Annotated in this window: 14 protein-coding genes and 1 tRNA gene; 10 read left to right on the top strand and 5 right to left on the bottom strand. The window is 69.8% G+C overall.

The features are described 5' to 3' along the window. The first annotated feature begins 61 nt into the window (after positions 1-61). Together FG385_RS09825 and FG385_RS35295 are read left to right on the top strand one after the other, a co-directional pair. A tRNA-Gly gene (locus tag FG385_RS09825) sits at positions 62-134 on the top strand. A 213-nt stretch (positions 135-347) separates the two neighbouring features. Then, positions 348-470 carry a hypothetical protein gene (locus FG385_RS35295; protein ID WP_268815919.1) on the top strand — a complete coding sequence of 41 codons (123 nt, stop codon included), beginning with the start codon at positions 348-350 and terminating at the stop codon, positions 468-470. 10 nt (positions 471-480) lie between these two features. Here the strand turns inward: FG385_RS35295 and FG385_RS09820 are convergent, their stop codons facing one another. Then, complete coding sequence (locus tag FG385_RS09820) at positions 481-2,838, bottom strand: translocation/assembly module TamB domain-containing protein (RefSeq protein WP_235022481.1); 2,358 nt, start codon at positions 2,836-2,838, stop codon at positions 481-483. 106 nt (positions 2,839-2,944) lie between these two features. Between FG385_RS09820 and FG385_RS09815 the strand changes: the two genes are divergently transcribed. Further along, on the top strand, positions 2,945-3,955 hold the full coding sequence (locus FG385_RS09815) for a hypothetical protein (RefSeq protein WP_139096325.1): 1,011 nt from the start codon (positions 2,945-2,947) through the stop codon (positions 3,953-3,955). On the opposite strand, the gene FG385_RS09810 is transcribed toward FG385_RS09815, so the two are convergent. The 4 genes from FG385_RS09810 to FG385_RS09795 all read right to left on the bottom strand — a co-directional run bounded on the left by FG385_RS09810 (position 3,939) and on the right by FG385_RS09795 (position 8,160). Further along, entirely contained in the window at positions 3,939-4,712 is a 774-nt protein-coding gene (locus FG385_RS09810) for an amino acid ABC transporter ATP-binding protein (RefSeq protein WP_139096324.1), read from the bottom strand. The genes FG385_RS09815 and FG385_RS09810 overlap by 17 nt on opposite strands. Beyond that, positions 4,709-5,647: an amino acid ABC transporter permease gene (locus FG385_RS09805; RefSeq protein ID WP_139096323.1), complete on the bottom strand. Its 939-nt coding sequence runs from the start codon at positions 5,645-5,647 to the stop codon at positions 4,709-4,711. The genes FG385_RS09810 and FG385_RS09805 overlap by 4 nt, the downstream gene beginning before the upstream one ends. Beyond that, complete coding sequence (locus FG385_RS09800) at positions 5,647-6,579, bottom strand: ABC transporter substrate-binding protein (RefSeq protein ID WP_235022480.1); 933 nt, start codon at positions 6,577-6,579, stop codon at positions 5,647-5,649. The genes FG385_RS09805 and FG385_RS09800 overlap by 1 nt, the downstream gene beginning before the upstream one ends. Positions 6,580-6,741: 162 nt before the next feature. Continuing rightward, entirely contained in the window at positions 6,742-8,160 is a 1,419-nt protein-coding gene (locus FG385_RS09795; RefSeq protein ID WP_200834382.1) for a M20/M25/M40 family metallo-hydrolase, read from the bottom strand. A 367-nt stretch (positions 8,161-8,527) separates the two neighbouring features. Between FG385_RS09795 and pdhA the strand changes: the two genes are divergently transcribed. The 7 genes from pdhA (at position 8,528) to FG385_RS09760 (ending at position 16,519) form a co-directional block, all read left to right on the top strand. Beyond that, the gene (gene pdhA, locus FG385_RS09790; protein WP_139096320.1) at positions 8,528-9,736 is read left to right on the top strand and encodes a pyruvate dehydrogenase (acetyl-transferring) E1 component subunit alpha; all 1,209 of its coding nucleotides are present in this window, start codon (positions 8,528-8,530) and stop codon (positions 9,734-9,736) included. After that, entirely contained in the window at positions 9,736-10,764 is a 1,029-nt protein-coding gene (locus FG385_RS09785) for an alpha-ketoacid dehydrogenase subunit beta (RefSeq protein ID WP_139096319.1), read from the top strand. The genes pdhA and FG385_RS09785 overlap by 1 nt, the downstream gene beginning before the upstream one ends. 3 nt (positions 10,765-10,767) lie before the next feature. Next, a complete protein-coding gene (locus FG385_RS09780; protein WP_139096318.1) occupies positions 10,768-12,000 on the top strand; it encodes a dihydrolipoamide acetyltransferase family protein in 1,233 nt (410 codons plus the stop codon). A gap of 111 nt (positions 12,001-12,111) precedes the next feature. Continuing rightward, the gene (locus tag FG385_RS09775) at positions 12,112-12,660 is read left to right on the top strand and encodes a TetR/AcrR family transcriptional regulator (protein WP_139096440.1); all 549 of its coding nucleotides are present in this window, start codon (positions 12,112-12,114) and stop codon (positions 12,658-12,660) included. A 20-nt stretch (positions 12,661-12,680) separates the two neighbouring features. Further along, on the top strand, positions 12,681-14,615 hold the full coding sequence (locus tag FG385_RS09770) for an ABC transporter ATP-binding protein (protein WP_235022479.1): 1,935 nt from the start codon (positions 12,681-12,683) through the stop codon (positions 14,613-14,615). Between the two features lie 34 nt (positions 14,616-14,649). Continuing rightward, positions 14,650-15,429 (top strand): DUF72 domain-containing protein, encoded by a 780-nt coding sequence (locus tag FG385_RS09765; RefSeq protein ID WP_407645481.1) that lies wholly within the window; start codon positions 14,650-14,652, stop codon positions 15,427-15,429. Positions 15,430-15,496: 67 nt separating this feature from the next. After that, positions 15,497-16,519, top strand: coding sequence for a hypothetical protein (locus FG385_RS09760; RefSeq protein ID WP_139096316.1), 1,023 nt, complete (start codon positions 15,497-15,499; stop codon positions 16,517-16,519). Positions 16,520-16,534 lie beyond the last annotated feature (15 nt).

The following is a 16,534-nucleotide window of genomic DNA, read 5'->3' as shown; positions in this document are numbered from 1 at the left end:
GTGCCTGTCACGCCCCTGAAGGCCACGGTATAGAGTAAACAACGCCTCGCGAACGGGGCATGCGGACGTAGCGCAGCTGGTAGCGCATCACCTTGCCAAGGTGAGGGTCGCGGGTTCGAATCCCGTCGTCCGCTCGGGACGGGGTGAGCTGTGCTCGCGGAAAGCGCGAGCCGAGCGTCCCTCGCCATTGCCTTTGGGGGTCGGACCCCCAACCCCCCGCCAGGGAGGGCTTCGCCCCCCTGGACCCCCCACACTCGGTGCCGGTTGCGTTGTTTGGTTGCGTTGACCCGCGCGGGGGCGTCGTTTCGATGCTTGGCGCTTTCAGCGGGGGGCGCGGCGGGTCAAGGATGGCGCTGCTGCCGGACACCTCGGGCCCGCTCACCCTGTCCCGCTACGAGGCGGCGAACCTGCCCGCGACGCAGACCCCGCCCTCGCAGGAGCCGGGCAACCGCCCGCACCTGCCCCAGTGAGAAAGCGCTTTCAGCGGGGGTTGCTGGGGGCGTCGCGCCGGATCATCCGGCCGGCGCCCGCCGCGACCGTGGTCGCGAAGATCCAGCCCATCGCGATGAACCCGCCACTGACCCACTTGTCCAGACCATGCATGTACCACCGTGACTTGTTGCCGAAGTCCACGATCGGCACCAGCAGGTCCAGCGTGTACAGCACCGGGTTCCACTGCATACCGCTGTCCTGTGAGTTGATCGCGCAGCGGGGACCCAGCACGAGCAACTGGTTCACCCCTTCCCGCACGTCGTGCACGCACGAGTCGTTGCCCAACCAGAAATACAGGCTGCCGGCGGCCAGCAGGCCGACCAGCCAGCCCAGCGCCCGCACCGGCCGGTACCCGTAGCCGACCATCCAGCGCTGCAGCCAGCTCCACAACCGCACACCCGGCCCGAACACGCGATAGCCCTGCGCGAGCGCTTCGTACCGGTACTGCTGCTTGCGGAACAGCACCGTGTCCGCATGCTCCTCGTTCCCGCTCGCCCGCAGCATCGCCGCCAGCTGGTCGTACGGGCCGGGCCGGTAGCCCGCCATCGCGGCGCGCAGCTGCCGGATCCGGACGTTCACCGCGCGGTCGTTCTTCATCTCGATCGGCCGGCGGAGCATGTCGTACTGGAAGTCCTCGAGCTCGATCCCGCCCGTGGTCTCCCAGAACTCGTCGTTGTCGTCGAGGGTGCGGCAGTGCGCGTGCCGCAGCACGATCCGGCCGCGCGGGATCGTCCCTGGGTTCAGCAGCAGCTCGTCGGCGGTGAGATCGCTCGCGTCGAGCGCGACGTCGTGCCCTGGCACGGAATCCAGCTCCGCACCGGTCAGGTCCACCCGGCGGGCCACCCTCGCCCCGTCCATGTTGACCCCGCCGGTCGCGCGGAAATGCCGGTCCCCGGAGGTGGTGAGGCTGACGTTGCGCCCGGCCCGGACCGTCCGCACGTCCACCGAGTAGCTCGTCTGCTCCCGCACGTTGGGCGCGCTGACATCGGTGCCGTACAGCTCGACGCTGCCGCCGACCTCCGTGCCCTGCAACCGCAGCGTGCCCTCGATCGTCGCGTCGGTGAGCTGCAGGTTGCCGGCGACCTTCAACCGCCGCGCGGACAGCACGTCCCGCCCGCCGTGCCGCAGCTGCGCGTGCGCGGCCAGCACGTTGCCGCCGACGCGCACGTCCGCGAGGCGCAGCTGGCCCGAAGGCACGTCCAGCCCGGTCGCTTCGAGGTCCCCGTCGATCTCGCTGCCGTCGAGATGTAACGCACGGTCGTAGAACGGCTCGATCTTGCCGCGCGTCACCTTCACCCGGGCCCGCGCGAGCCGCAGCGTGCCGCCGATGCGCACGTTGATCATGCGCAGCGTGCCGACGGCCGAGAGCCCGTCGGACAGCTCGACGTTGCCCTCGACCCGCATCCGGTCGGCGACCACCGCAGGCCACGGATCGACGTAGGGATCGCTGGAATCCCAGGCCTCCACGGCGATCGCACCGCGCTGGGGACTCGCCAGATCCGCGCCGCGGAACACGATGTCCCCGTCGACGCGGGCGCTCGGCAGGTGCAGGATGCCGCGGGCGCTGAAGGCCTGCCGCTGGTCACCAGCGCCGAAGTTGTCGACCTCGCACAGCAGGCTGCCGCCGACCTGCACCCCGTTCGCGTCGAGTGCGAACCCGCCCGGATTTCTCAGCGTGGCGCCGGAAAAGTTGACGTTGCCGCCGGTCCGCATGCCGGGGACGCGCACCTGCCCGTCCGCTTTGAGCCGGTACGCGAGCAGCGCTCCGTTGATCTGGAGCCGGTCGGCCTGGATGGCGCGGCCGAACGCGGAGGCGATCCGGGTGCGGGTCAGCACGAGCGAACCCTCGATGACCGCGTCGGTCAGGTTGATGGCCGCGTCCGGCACCCCGCGTTCGCGCGTGTCCCCGCGCTGTACCGCCGTTTCGCCGTCGTCCGTACCGCCGGGGAACGGCTGCACGACACTGCGGATGAGCCGGACGTCATTGCGGCTGCGGAGGTTACGGGCCTTGAGCCCGGGCAGCCAGCACCGGCGGAACACGAGCCCCAGCAGCTTCGCCTCGCGCACGTCCGGCGCTTGGTCGAACCGGCAGTTCTCGAAGCGGAACAGGCAGTCGAGATCCGCGCCGCGCAGGTCCAGCCTGCCCGTCACGTAGGCGTTTTCGACCGGCACGATGGGCGCGTTGCTGGCCTGCCTGCGCCATCGCAGCAGGCCGCCGCTGCCCGGTTCCAGCAGCGGCCGGAGCAGCTCCTCCGCCGACAGGTGGTACCGCGCGTCCGGCACTCCGGCGAACGGGTCGAGCGGTGGCAGTTCGCGTTCCGCCGGTCCCGCCTGGCCATTCGCCATCCGCACGTTCTCCTTCTTTCGAGGTCCGAACCGACCTTAGTCGCCCCATTACTCCGGTAGGGCAGTTTCGCTGAGGTCACTGGGTTTCGCGGCTATCGTCGAAGGGATGGAGGAGGCCCTCGGACAGCTGAGGGAGGTCACCGACAAGGTGACCTACGGAGAGCTGGCCGCGCTGAGGCGCCGGTTGTGGGCGGACGAGGAGGGCGCCTACCGCTGGTTCGGCCAGTACCTACCCGCGCCGGAACAGCGAAGCGTGATCGAAGCCGAGTTCGCCGACCGGGTCAGGGTGGCGCTCGCGCGCGGCGGCGCGCTGACCGAGTGGGCCGAACGGCTGCGCGCGGAGATCGCCCCCGTACTGCCGCTGGCGCGGTTGCTCGAGCGCCATCCCGAGCTGGACTATCCCGTGATAGCCCCGAATGTCGCCGCCTGGCGAGTGCTCGCCCGGTTCGGCGGGGTGTTCGAGGTCGATCACGGGTGGGCGACGGTGCCGGATGTGGTGACGGCGGTCGCCAGGACCAGGGAGGCGGTGACGGCGCTCGGCGAGGCGCTGCGCGCGGAAACCCCGGCGGAACTGTTCGCCGCACGCGGTTTCATGCTCACCGACGACGAACTCGTCGCCTGGCTCGCGCACTGCGGGTACCGCATTTCGGCGGCGGAACTGCGCCAACCGCGGCGGGCACTGCACCGGATCGTCGAACGCGTCTCAGCAGGCCGGCGCGCGGCACGCGGCCCGACCGCGACCGACACGGCGGCCGAACTGCTGTCGCAGGCCGGTGCACCGCTGCATCTCGACGAACTGCTGCACCGGATGGACCGGCCCTACAGCCGCGGCCCGCTGTACAACCGGCTCAACGCCGACAGCCGGTTCGTGCGCGTCGCGCCGAGCACGTTCGCGCTCGAATCCTGGCATCTGGAGCCGTACGCCGAACCCAGTACGTCGAGCACGGACAACGCCGTCCGCCTCATCACGAGCGCCGGCAGGCCGCTGCACCTCGACGAGATCCGGGCCAAGCTCACCAGGCCCATCACCCGCGAAGGCCTGCGCAACGCCCTCAACGCGTCACCACGCCTGGTTCGCGTGGCACCGTCGACCTACGACGTCAGGCGTTCGGATTGAGCACGCGGGACAGGAACGCCCGTGTCCGCTCATGCCGCGGCTCGCCGACGACCTGATCCGGCGGGCCCTCCTCGACCACGACACCGCCGTCCATGAACAGGACCTTGTCCGCGACCTCGCGGGCGAACTGCATCTCGTGCGTGACCACGATCATCGTCATCCCGTCCGCCGCGAGCTGCCGCATCACGCCGAGCACGTCGCCGACGAGCTCCGGGTCCAGCGCCGAGGTCGGCTCGTCGAACAGCATCAGTTTCGGCTGCATGGCGAGCGCCCGCGCGATCGCGACCCGTTGCTGCTGACCGCCCGACAGCTGGCCGGGATAGGACTTTTCCTTGTCCGCCAAGCCGACCTGCGCAAGCAGCGCACGGCCGCGCGCCCGGGCCTGCGCCCTGTTCTCGCCGCGGACCTGCACGGGCGCCTCGATGACGTTGTCCAGCGCGGTCATATGCGGGAACAGGTTGAACCGCTGGAACACCATGCCGATTTCCCGGCGCTGCTCGGCGATCTCCTTTTCCCGCAGCTCGTAGAGCTTGTCCCCGCGTTGCCGGTAGCCGACGAGATGGCCGTTCACGAACAGCCGCCCGGCGTTGATCTTCTCGAGGTGGTTGATGCACCGCAGCAGCGTCGACTTGCCGGACCCCGACGGGCCGATCAGGCAGGCGACCTCCCGTTCGGTCACCTCGAAATCGATGCCCTTGAGCACCTCCAGGCGGCCGAACCGCTTGTGGATGCCCTGCGCCTGCACGATGGGCGTCACCGCTGCCCTCCCTGGTCGCGGTTGCCGAACCGGAAGCCGAGCATGCGGTTCGCCCAGGTCACGCGTGTCGCCTCGGCACGCGACGTGCCGCGGGCGAAGTGCTTCTCGATCTGCATCTGGATCAGCGTCAGCACCGACGTCAGGAACAGGTACCACAGCGCGGCGACGATCAGCAGCGGGGCGATCTTGTAGTTCTGCGCGTAGATCTGCTGTACCGCGGTCATCAGCTCGAAGTACCCGATGACGACCACGAGCGAGGTGGTCTTGAGCATCGCGATCGTCTCGTTGCCGGTCGGCGGGATGATCACGCGCATCGCCTGCGGCAGGATGATCCGCCGCAGCGTCTTGCCGCGCGACATGCCCAGCGCGCTCGCCGCCTCCAATTGGCCGGCGTCGACCGACAGGATGCCGCCGCGCACGATCTCGGCCATGTACGCGGCTTCGTTCAGGCCGAGTCCCAGCAGGGCCGCCATGAACGGGGTGATCAGCGAGTTGGTGTTCGCCCCGGCGAACTCGGGCCCGAACGGGATCCCGATGCCCAGCCGGGGGTAGAACAGCGCGAGGTAGTTCCAGATGACCAGCTGCGTGATCAGCGGCGTGCCGCGGAACAGCCAGATGTAGATCCCCGCGGCGCCCGAGGTCAGCGGGTTGGGCGACATCCGCATCACCGCGAGGACGATCCCGCCGGCGACCCCGATCACCATCGAGATCGCGGTCAGGATCAGGGTGTTCTGCAGCCCGCGGATGACCCGGTCGTTGAACAGGTAGTCGCCGACCACGCCCCATTCCATGTTGGCGTTGGTCGCCACACTGCGCAGGACGAGCACCGCCGCGAACACGATGACCACGCCGGCGACCCACCGGCCGTAGTGCCGCACCGGCACCGCGCGGATCTCGTCCGGGGTGGTGCCGGTGCGTTCGTTCGTTCCGGTCATCAGCTCACGGCCGGGTTAATTTCCGACTTCTGGACGGCGCCCGCGGTGCTCAGGTTCCACTTCGCGATGATCTTCGCGTAGGTGCCGTCATCGATGAGCGCCTGCACGGCGCCCTGGATGGCCTGCGCGAACTGGCCCGAGCCCTTCTTGAGCGCGATCCCGTAGGGCGCGGTGTCGTACGGCTGGCCGACCACCTCGACCGCACCGTTGGTCTGCGTCACCGCGTAGTCGACGACCGGCGAGTCGGCCAGCATCGCGTCGCTGCGCTTCGTGGTCAGCTGCAGGTTCACGTCGGTCTGCGCCTGGAACTGCTGGATGTTGATCGCGGGCTTGCCCGCCTTGGTGCAGTCCTGCGAGCGCGCGGTCGCGTCGTCCACCTGGACGGTGCCCTTCTGCACGGCGAGGTTCTTGCCGCACAGGTTGTCCGGCGAGAGGTTCTCGGGGTTGCCCTTCAGCACGCCCAGCGAGGTGCCCGCCGAGTAGTAGGTCACCATGTCGACGGTCTGCTCCCGCTCGGAGTTGACCGTGAACGAGGACATCGCCATTTCGTACTTGCTCGCCGCGAGGCCCGCGAGGATGCCGCTGAAGTCGGCGTTCTGGTACTCCATGGTCAGGCCGAGCTTCTGCCCGATCGCGTTGCCGAGGTCGACGTCGAAGCCGACGACCTTGCCGTTGGAGTCGACGAACTCGTTCGGCGGATAGGTCTGGTCCTGCCCGACGACGATCTTGCCGTCGCCGGCGATGTCGGCCGGGACCAGCGCGGCGAGCTTGGCGTCCTTGGCCTCGGCGGGGATCGCCGAGGAGGCCGGGGCGCCGCTGCTGGGCTGCGTGCCACCGGAACCGTTGCCGCCCGCACCGCAGGCCATGGTCAGCCCGGCCAGCGCGAAGGCCGGCAGCAGGGCAAGCGCCTTGATTTGTGTTGCACGCGCCACGTTGGTCACTCCTAGTAGGTCATACCGTGTGAGTCCACGCATCCTGCCATCCGGATGGGTCTGTGCGCAGCACCAGGGAGGTCACGGCGTGATGTCGACGACGCGGGCAACGAGCAGGTAACAGCCGGTTAATTCAACGACGGTCAGTCCGGGTGCACGTCCTCAGCCGCGGGCGTGCGCGTCCAGCGTGTGGGCCACCGTCTCCGATACGCGGCGCGCTTGGCCCAGGTGTAGCCACTCGTCCGGGACGTGGGCGTTCGAGTCCGGGCCGAGTGCGCCGGTGACCAGGAACTGCGCCTGCGGGTACTTCTCCGCCAGCAGCCCCATGAACGGGATCGACCCGCCGAGGCCGACGCTGCGCCATGGCGCGCCGAAGACCTCCGTGCTCACCTTGTCCAGCACGGCCGCCAGCCACGGCGCCGCGTCGGGGGCGTTCCAGCCGCCCGCGTGCTCGACGCCCGACAGCTCCACGTGCGCGCCATATGGGACACCGGTGGTCAGCGCCTTCTCCACCGCGTTCAGCGCCGCCGCCGAGTCGGCCGTCGGGGGCAGGCGGAAGCTCAATGCGAGCGTCGTCGACTCGCGCAGCACGTTGCCCGCGTTCGCGGGTTCCGGGAAGCCCGCTCCGCCGATCACGGACAGCGTCGGCCGCCAGCTGTTGTTCAGCATCAGCTCGAGTTCGTCGTCCGAGACCGGATGCATCCCGTCGGCCAAGGGGAACGCCGAGCGCATCGCGCCGGGCGCGACGGCAGCGCTCGCGCGCGTCTCCTCCAGCCGGTTCGCCGGGATTTCCACGTTCAGCTCGGCCAGCTTGAGCTGTCCGGTCTCCGCGTCCTCGATCCGGTCCAGCAACTGCCGCAGTACGCGGAACGAGCTGGGCACGACCCCGCTCGCCAGACCCGAGTGCTGCGCGGACTCCAGCACCCGCACGGTCGCGTGCACCTGCACCAGGCCGCGCAGGCTGGAGGTCAGCCACAGCCGCTCGTAGTCGTTGCCGCCGGAGTCCAGGCAGATCACCAGCGAGACCTCGCCGAGCCGGGCCGACAGGTGCTCCAGGTACGCCGGCAGGTCCGGGCTGCCCGACTCCTCACCGGTTTCCAGCAGCACCACGGCACGCGCGTGCTGCCCGCCCGCCGCGTGCACCGCCTCCAACGCCGTCGTCGCCGCATACCCCGCGTACCCGTCGTCCGCCGAGCCGCGGCCGAACAGCTTTTCTCCGCGCACCACCGGCTTCCACGGCCCGAGGCCCTCCGACCAGCCGCCCACCGGCGGCTGCTTGTCGAGATGCCCGTAGAGCAGCACCGTGCCGCGATCCTCCGCGCCGGGCGACGCGGGCACGTCCACCAGCAGCACCGGGCTCCGGCCGTCGATGCTCACCACATCGAGCTTTGCGCCGGGCAGCCCGCGCCCCGCGATCCACCCGCGCACATGCCCGACAGCCGCGGCCAGATGCCCGTTCGCTGCCCAGTCCGCGTCGAACGCCTGCGACAGGGCGGGAATCCTCACCAGCTCCGACAGGCTCGGCACGACCTCGGTCTCCCACAGCCTGGACACGGTTTCACGCACGCTCGTCTGCTCCACGCGGCTATTCTGCCAGCCATTCTCGGCAGTGACGCAGGTCACAACGAGTCACGAAGCTGTGGCGCCGAGCCCGCATCGGTGCGCGGTGCCGGAGCCAAGGTACTGCTCAACCCTCGGTTGCGGGACCGACCTTCGGCGCTCTGATCATCGGGCGTCCTAGGGTTTTCGCAGCTCAGCGCATCTTTCTCGGCAACAAATCAGCTGTCGATACTGACCGGCCGGGTCTCGTTCGTGTCAGGATGGCCGCGTAAGCCGTCACGGCCGACGGCTGCCCGAGCGCTCCGGACCCGAGGCGCAGGCGGCCGCCGGCGCCGCCGCCGTAGCCGCCACAAGTGGCTTCGCGGCACGACACCGAGGAGAGACGCGCATGTCGTCCCCAGAACAGTGGACGCACCCGGAGCCCGGTGAAGGACCGGCCGCGCGAGCGGCGCAACCGTCCCCGGAGCAGGTGATCGCGGGTTTGCGAGCAACGACCGAAGGTGGCGCTGAGCTGACCCAGCTGCTCACGCCGGAGGGTGAGCGAGTCGCCTCACCCCGGTTCGACCGGTACATCGGCGATATCGACAGCGAGGCATTGCGCGGGCTGTACCGCGACATGGTGCTGGTCCGCCGCGCCGACCGCGAGGCCAACGCCATGCAGCGCCAGGGCCAGCTCGGCATCTGGGTTCCGCTGCTGGGCCAGGAGGCCGCGCAGATCGGCTCCGGAAGAGCCCTGCGGAAACAGGACATGGCCTTTCCCAGCTATCGCGAGCACGGTGTCGCGTATGCGCGCGGCGTGGACATGCGCGAGCTGATGGGCATCTTCCGCTGCACCGACCAGGGCGGCTGGGATTACCAGAAGCACCGCTTCCACCCGTACACGATCGTCATCGGCAACCAGGTCCTCAACGCCGCCGGTTACGCGATGGGGCAGAAGTTCGAGGGCAGAGTCGGTGACGACGACGGTGAAGCCACCATCGTCTACTTCGGCGACGGCGCCACTTCGCAGGGCGACGTGCACGAGGGCTTCGTCTGGTCCGCCGTGTACGACGCGCCGCTGGTCTTCTTCTGCCAGAACAACCAGTGGGCCATTTCGGAGCCGACCGAACGCCAGTCGCGCCTGCCGCTGTACCAGCGCGCCCGCGGCTACGGCTTCCCCGGTATCCGCGTCGACGGCAACGACGTGCTCGCCTGCCTCGCGGTCACCCGGTGGGCGCTCGACGAATGCCGCCACGGCAACGGTCCCGTGCTGATCGAGGCCTTCACCTACCGCATGGACGCGCACACCACGACCGACGACCCGACGCGCTACCGCCTCTCGGACGAACTGGAGGCGTGGAAGCTGAAGGACCCGATCGAGCGCGTGCGCGCGTACCTCGCCCGCGGCGGCCACGCGGATCAGTCGTTCTTCGACCAGGTCCAGGCCGACGCGGACACGTTCGCCGCCGAGTTGCGCGAGTTCACGTTCAACATGCCCGAACCGCCGCCGGAACGGGTCTTCGCGAACGTCTACGCGGAGCCGTCGCCGGTGCTGGACGCCGAACGCGACGAGTACCTCGCGTACCTGTCCGGTTTCGTCGGGGCGGGTGAGGGCTGATGGCCGCCCCCGTGAAATCGCGAATCGACGAAACCGTGTCCCCCGTACAGACGCTGACCATCGGCAAGGCCCTGAACCTCGGCCTGCGAGCCGCGATGGAGGCGGACGACAAGGTCATCATTCTCGGGGAGGACGTCGGCAAGCTCGGCGGCGTCTTCCGGATCACCGACGGGCTGCAGAAGGACTTCGGCGAGCAGCGCGTGCTCGACACGCCGCTGGCCGAGTCCGGCATCATCGGCACCGCGGTGGGCCTCGCCGTACGCGGGTTCCGCCCGGTGTGCGAGATCCAGTTCGAGGGGTTCATCTTCCCCGGTTTCGACCAGATCTCCAGCCAGCTCGCCAAACTGCACTACCGCACGCAGGGCAAGATCAAGGTGCCGGTCGTGGTGCGGGTGCCCTTCGGCGGCGGGATCGGTGCCGTCGAGCACCACTCGGAGTCGCCCGAGTCGCTGTTCGCGCATATCGCCGGGCTGAAGGTCGTCTCGTGCTCGAACCCGGCCGACGCCTACTGGATGATCCAGCAGGCCATCGCGTCGGACGATCCGGTGCTCTTCTTCGAGCCGAAGCGCCTGTACCACAACGGGCAGCTCAAGTCCGAAGTGGACACCACAACACCGCCGGGCCCGCTGTTCGCATCCCGGGTCGTGCGCACGGGCACGGACGCGACGCTCGTCGCGTACGGGCCTTCGGTGAAGGTCTGCCTCGACGCGGCCACCGCGGCGCAGGAGGAAGGCCGCTCGCTGGAGGTCATCGACCTGCGCACGATCTCGCCGCTGGACCTCGGCCCGGTGTTCGAGTCGGTGCGCCGCACCGGCCGGCTCATCGCGGTCACCGAGGCGCCGTCGGAATCCTCGGTCACGTCCGAGATCGCGGCGCGGGTGCAGCAGGAGTGCTTCTACTCGCTGGAGGCGCCGGTGCTGCGGGTGACCGGCTTCGACACGCCGTACCCACCGTCCAAACTGGAGGAACACTACCTGCCGGGCCTGGACCGGGTGCTGCACGCCGTCGACCGATCGCTGGGGTGGTGAGCGGTGCCGGACTTCAAACAGTTCCTGCTCGCCGACACCGCCGAAGGTCTCACCGAGGCCGAAATCCTTGGGGTGCGGGTGAAACCGGGCGACGAGGTGACCGTCAACCAGATCGTGGTCGAGGTCGAGACGGCGAAGGCGGCGGTCGAGCTGCCCATCCCGTGGGCGGGCAAGGTCACCGAGATCCTCGTGGAGCCCGGGCAGACGGTCGAGGTCGGGGCACCGATCCTGACGATCGACGTGGACCCTGCAGGCGCCTCGTCGGCGAACGGGGCCGCCGCCGAAGAGGAGATGAAACCGCTCGTCGGCTACGGCTCGAAAAAGGTCGCCGCGAAGCGCCGTGCCCGCCGTGAGGCGACGCCGGCGGCGCCGGTCGCCGTCAAGGGGGGCTACGTCCCGCTGGCGAAACCGCCCGTGCGCAAGCTCGCGAAGGATCTCGGCGTGGACCTGACCGCGCTGACCGGTTCGGCCGACGGCGTCATCACGCGCGAGGACGTCCAGCGCGCGGCTGCCCCTGCGAAGCCTCCGCAGACCGGCGCCCGCGAGCGGCGGGTCCCGATCAAGGGCGTCCGCAAGGCGACCGCGCAGGCGATGGTGGCGAGCGCGTTCACCGCACCCCATGTCACGGAGTTCCTGACCATCGACGTGACGCCGATGATGGAACTGCGTGAGCGGCTGAAGAACCATCCGCCCTTCGCGAGCGTGAAACTCACCCCGCTGGCGTTCGCGGCGAAGGCCGTTTGCCTTGCGGCGAAACGGACTCCGGACGTGAACGCGTCCTGGGACGAGGCCGCGGGCGAGATCGTCTACCAGGACTACGTGCACCTCGGCATCGCCGCGGCGACCCCGCGCGGGCTGATGGTGCCGAAGATCCGCGACGCGGACGCCATGTCACTGCCGGAGCTCGCGGCCGCGCTCGAGCAGCTGACGGCGACCGCACGCGAAGGCAGGACGCCGCCCGAGGACATGGTGAACGGCACGATCACGATCACCAACGTCGGCGTGTTCGGCGTCGACACCGGGACGCCGATCATCAACCCCGGCGAGGCGGCGATCCTGGCCTTCGGCGCGATCAAGGACATGCCGTGGGTCGTGGACGGTGAACTCGCCGTCCGCAAGGTGCTGCAGCTCGCGCTGAGCTTCGACCACCGGCTGGTCGACGGGCAGCAGGGCTCGCAGTTCCTCGCCGACGTCGGCGCGCTGCTGGCCGATCCGGCGCTCGCGATCACGTACTGACCAGGGAAACCGGCCCTCCCGTGAGGGCCGGTTTCTTTTATCCGCTTGACGGAGTGAGCACTCACTCCGCAGACTGGGCTCGTGACCGAGACCAAGCGGCGCGCGCCGGGGATGAGTCCCGAGGACCGCCGGAAGATGATCATTCAAGCCGTGCTGCCGCTGATCGCCGAGCACGGCTCCGCGGTGACCACAGCGCAGATCGCGCGCACGGCCGGGATCGGCGAGGGCACGATCTTCCGCGCTTTCAAGGACAAGGACGAACTGGTCGAGGCGTGCGTGTTCGAGGCCACACGGCCGGACGGGATGCTCGAACTGCTTTCGGAGATCCCGCTCGACGAACCGTTGGAGAAGCGGCTGGCGGACGCCGCCGACGTGCTGTCCGCGCACCTCGAACGGCTCGGCGCGATCGCGGGTGCGATCCACCGCTCGGGGACGCGGAAGCGAGGCCAGCGGGGCGACCGAAAGGCCTCGTTCGAGGCGATGCGCGCGGCGCTCGCGGAGTTGTTCGAGCCGGAACGCGAGAAGCTGCGACTGTCCCCGGGGCAACTCGGTGGGATCTTCCTATCGCTGCTGCTCAGCCGTTCCCGCGACGACCAGGCCGGCCTGGGGACCGGCGCGCTGATCGACGTCTTCCTGCACGGGGCGGTGAAGGCCCAGTGATGCACGGCGGCGGGCAGCCGATGGGGCTGAGACGGCGGCTGCGGCAGGCGAGCAGCACCGTGCCGGACAGCGGGTTGACCGGCCCCATCGAGATCCCCGACCCGACGCCGTCCGGCGAGCCGAAGGACCTGCGAGCCCGGCTGCACCGGTTGCGCACCTCGGCCGGCGGCACGGTGCGCGGGCTGCCGAAGGTGCTCCGGCTGACCTGGCAGGCCAGCCCGGTCATGACCGTCCTCATCGTACTGTCCACAGTGGCCAGCGGGTTGACGCCGACGATCACCGCGTACGTCGCGAAGCTGCTGCTGGACTCCGTCGTCGCGGCGGTTCAGGGGCGCGGGTCGATCGGCCGGATCGTCGAGATCACCGGCTTCCAGCTGGCACTGTTCACCGCGACCGCGATCACCACCGCGATCACGAACGTGGCGCAGAACCTGTTGCAGGAGCGGATGACGCTGTCCATCCGGCATCAGGTGATGTCGCACGCGGCGAAGCTGGATCTCGCGTTCTTCGAGGGTTCCGAGTCCTACGACCTGCTGCGGCAGGCCTCGCAGGAGGCGCCCGCGCGCCCGGTTTCCATGCTGACCTCGGCGCTGAGCCTGGTGCGCACGGGCATCACCTTCGCGAGCATGGTCGCACTGCTGATCGCGGTGAGCCCGCTGCTCGCGCTGATCGCGTTGCTGGCGCCCATCCCCGCGTTCATCTCGCAGTCGAAATACGGCTCGCGGGCCTTCATGCTGGCGCTGTACATCTCCCCGATCCGGCGGCGGATGGACTACCTGTCCTCGCTGGTCACGACCGACACCTACGCGAAGGAGACCAAGCTCTTCGGGCTCGGGAACTACCTGACCGACCGGTTCCTGCGGCTCGGCCAGACCTACTACGCCCGCGAACGCAAGCTGACCACGAAGCGGAACCTGGTCGGGACGGCGTGGAGCTTCCTGTCGACGGCGGCCGGGTCCGGGATCGCGCTGTACATCGCGCTCGAGGCGGTGCACGGCCGGCTGACCATCGGCGACCTCGCGCTGTACACGAGCGCCGCGACCGCGGTGCAGACCTCCGTGCAGGGCCTGTTCACCGGGTTTTCCGGGATGTACGAGAACAATCTCTATCTCGACACGCTGTACCAGTTCCTCGGCACCCGGCCGGCGATCACCGCTCCCGCGCAGCCGCGGCCGCTCCCGGAGAAGGTGCGCGGGCATATCCAGTTCCAGGACGTCTCGTTCTCCTATCCCGGGGCCGACGAGCCCGCGCTGGACAGCGTGAACTTCGAGATCCGGCCGGGCGAGACGGTGGCCGTCGTCGGCCGCAACGGCGCCGGGAAGTCGACCCTGATCAAGCTGCTGTGCCGGCTGTACGACCCGACGGGCGGGCGGATCCTGCTCGACGGCGTGGACGTCAGGGAGTTCGACCCGGACGAGTTGCGGGCGCGGATCAGCGCGATGTTCCAGGACTACGTGACCTACCAGGGCACGGCCGCGGAGAACATCGGCCTCGGCCAGCTGTCCGATCTGGACGATCGCGAGCGGATCGCCGCCTCGGCTCATCGCGCGGGGGCGGCCGAGCGGATCGAACGGCTGCCGAAGGGGTACGACAGCCCGCTCGGGCGCTGGTTCGACCAGGGCGTGAGCCTGTCCGGTGGCGAATGGCAGAAGGTGGCGCTGGCGCGGGCCTTCATGCGGGACGCGCCCATCCTGATCCTGGACGAACCGACCTCGGCGCTGGACGCCCAGGCGGAGCACGAACTGTTCTCGCGCCTGCGCGCGCTGGCCTCGGGCCGGACCACGCTGTACATCTCGCACCGGTTCTCCACGGTCCGGCAGGCGGAGAAGATCGTGCTGCTCGACCACGGCAAGCTCGCCGAACAGGGCACGCACGAGGAACTGATGCGTCTCGGCGGCGACTACGCGGACCTGTTCACCCTCCAAGCGGCGGCGTACCTGGACGAGGGTGAGTAGCGTCCCGGCCGTGAAGATGCACGTCGGCTGCGCGATGTGGACCCACCCGGCCTGGCCGGTGCACGACGGGTTGCGCTCATACGCGGACTGGTGCAATGCGGTCGAGGGCAACACGACCTTCTACGCGACACCGGCCGCGAGCACGGTGGCGTCGTGGGCGCGGCAGACGTCGCCGGACTTCCGGTTCCTGCTCAAACTGCCGAAGACGATCACCCACGAACGCCGGCTGAGCGACGTCGCCGGGCTCGTCCGGAGCTTCCTGGACACGATCGAACCCCTCGGCGCGCGGGCGCACGCGCTGTGGGTTCAGCTGCCGGCGTCGTTCGGCCCGCCCGATCTCGGTGCGCTCGCCGCGTTCCTGCGGCGGATGCCGCGCGAGTACCGGACGGCCGTGGAGGTGCGGCATCCCGCGTTCTTCGCCGAGCCGGGCCGGCTGGAGCGAGTGCTCGGCGATGCCGGCGCCGAGTGGGTCCTGTTCGACACCACCGTTCTGTTCGATGCGGCGCCTAACAGCCCCGCGGAAGAGGAGGCGTGGCAGAAGAAGCCGCGCTTGCCTCGCCGCTCCCAAGCACTCGGCGCGCACCCTGTCGTCCGGTACATCGGGCGCGACGACGACGCGCGGACGGTCGAGGGCTGGCACCACTGGCTCGACACCGTCGTCGGCTGGCTGCGCGAAGGCCGCTCTCCCACGGTTTTCGTCCACACCCCGGACAACGCGCACGCGCTGGTGCTCGCCCGCCGCTTCCACGACGAGGTGCGCGCCCGCCTGCCCCAGCTCGAGCCGCTCCCCACCGGCCCGCTGACCCTGTGGTGACCGCCCAAGCCTCACCCGATAGCGCTAACGTAAGGACCGGGCCGGACGTGAGACCCGAGGAGCCGTCATGACCTGGCAGGAAGATCTTCGCCGCCTGGACGTGCAGCTGGCCGGCGGTGAGATCAGCCTGCGCGAGCATCGCAAGCAGCGCGAGGAGCTGCTCGCCGCCGCTTCCGGGGGTTTCGCGTCGTCACCCGTGGCGGCCACGACCGAGCCCGTCCCGGTGGACGAACCGCCGGTGAGCCGCTCCGCCGCGCTCCTCGCGACCGACCGGCAGACGACCGCACCCAGCCCGGCCGACGAACGCGCCACCGAGTCGATGCGCTACCCGACGATCCACGAAGCACCGACGATCGTCACGCGCGCCCTGGGCCCCCTGCCCGACCTGACGCCGCCGCGGTCCCGGCGGCAGGTCCCGCCGTTGCCCACCCACCCGGTACGCCGTACCGGCCGCAAGCCGACCTGGGCGATCCTCGCGCTCGGGGTGGTACTGGTGCTGGCCATGATCATCGGCGCGACGTTGTTCTTCAGCTCGCGGAACGAGCCGGACGCACCGGGTTCGGCGGTCACCGGCCCGGCGCAGACGCTGAGCCCGTCCGACGCCATCGAGCGCGCCGAGGCGAAGCTGCCGACGTTGCCCGGCGCCGCGAACCCCGAGAACGCGACCTTGTCCATCGACAAGGCCCTCGAACTCCACCTGGTCACCCAGGCCGACGCCGACCTGATGCGGGCGGCGGGCGCGAGCGAGATCATCTACCGCGCGTCCTCCGATCCGGCGAACAGCCCGAACGGCGCGATGCTCCTCGTGGTCCCGGCGTCGTCGGCCGCCCAAGCCACCAAACTCGCCGACGCGCTGCGCGAGAACCTTGCCGGCACCGGTTTCGTGGCCACACCGCTCGGGCCGGCCGGCGCCGATCTGATGTACACGGGCAGCAACGCGCAGGGCCGGGTCGGCGCCTTGTGGTACCCCTCGAGCACGCTGGCTGTCGGGATGGGCGTTTCGCAGTCGCCGACCGGCGATCCGGCGCAGCTGCGCACCCGCCTCGAACAGATCCGGACGCAGGTCACGGGCGCTTTCCCGGCGACGTGAAACACCAGGTAGCGG

Source organism: Amycolatopsis alkalitolerans, assembly GCF_006152065.1.
GTDB classification, from domain to species: Bacteria; Actinomycetota; Actinomycetes; order Mycobacteriales; family Pseudonocardiaceae; genus Amycolatopsis_E; species Amycolatopsis_E alkalitolerans.
Note: the sequence above shows the minus strand (reverse complement) of the source record. Positions and strands in the feature narration are given on the sequence as shown.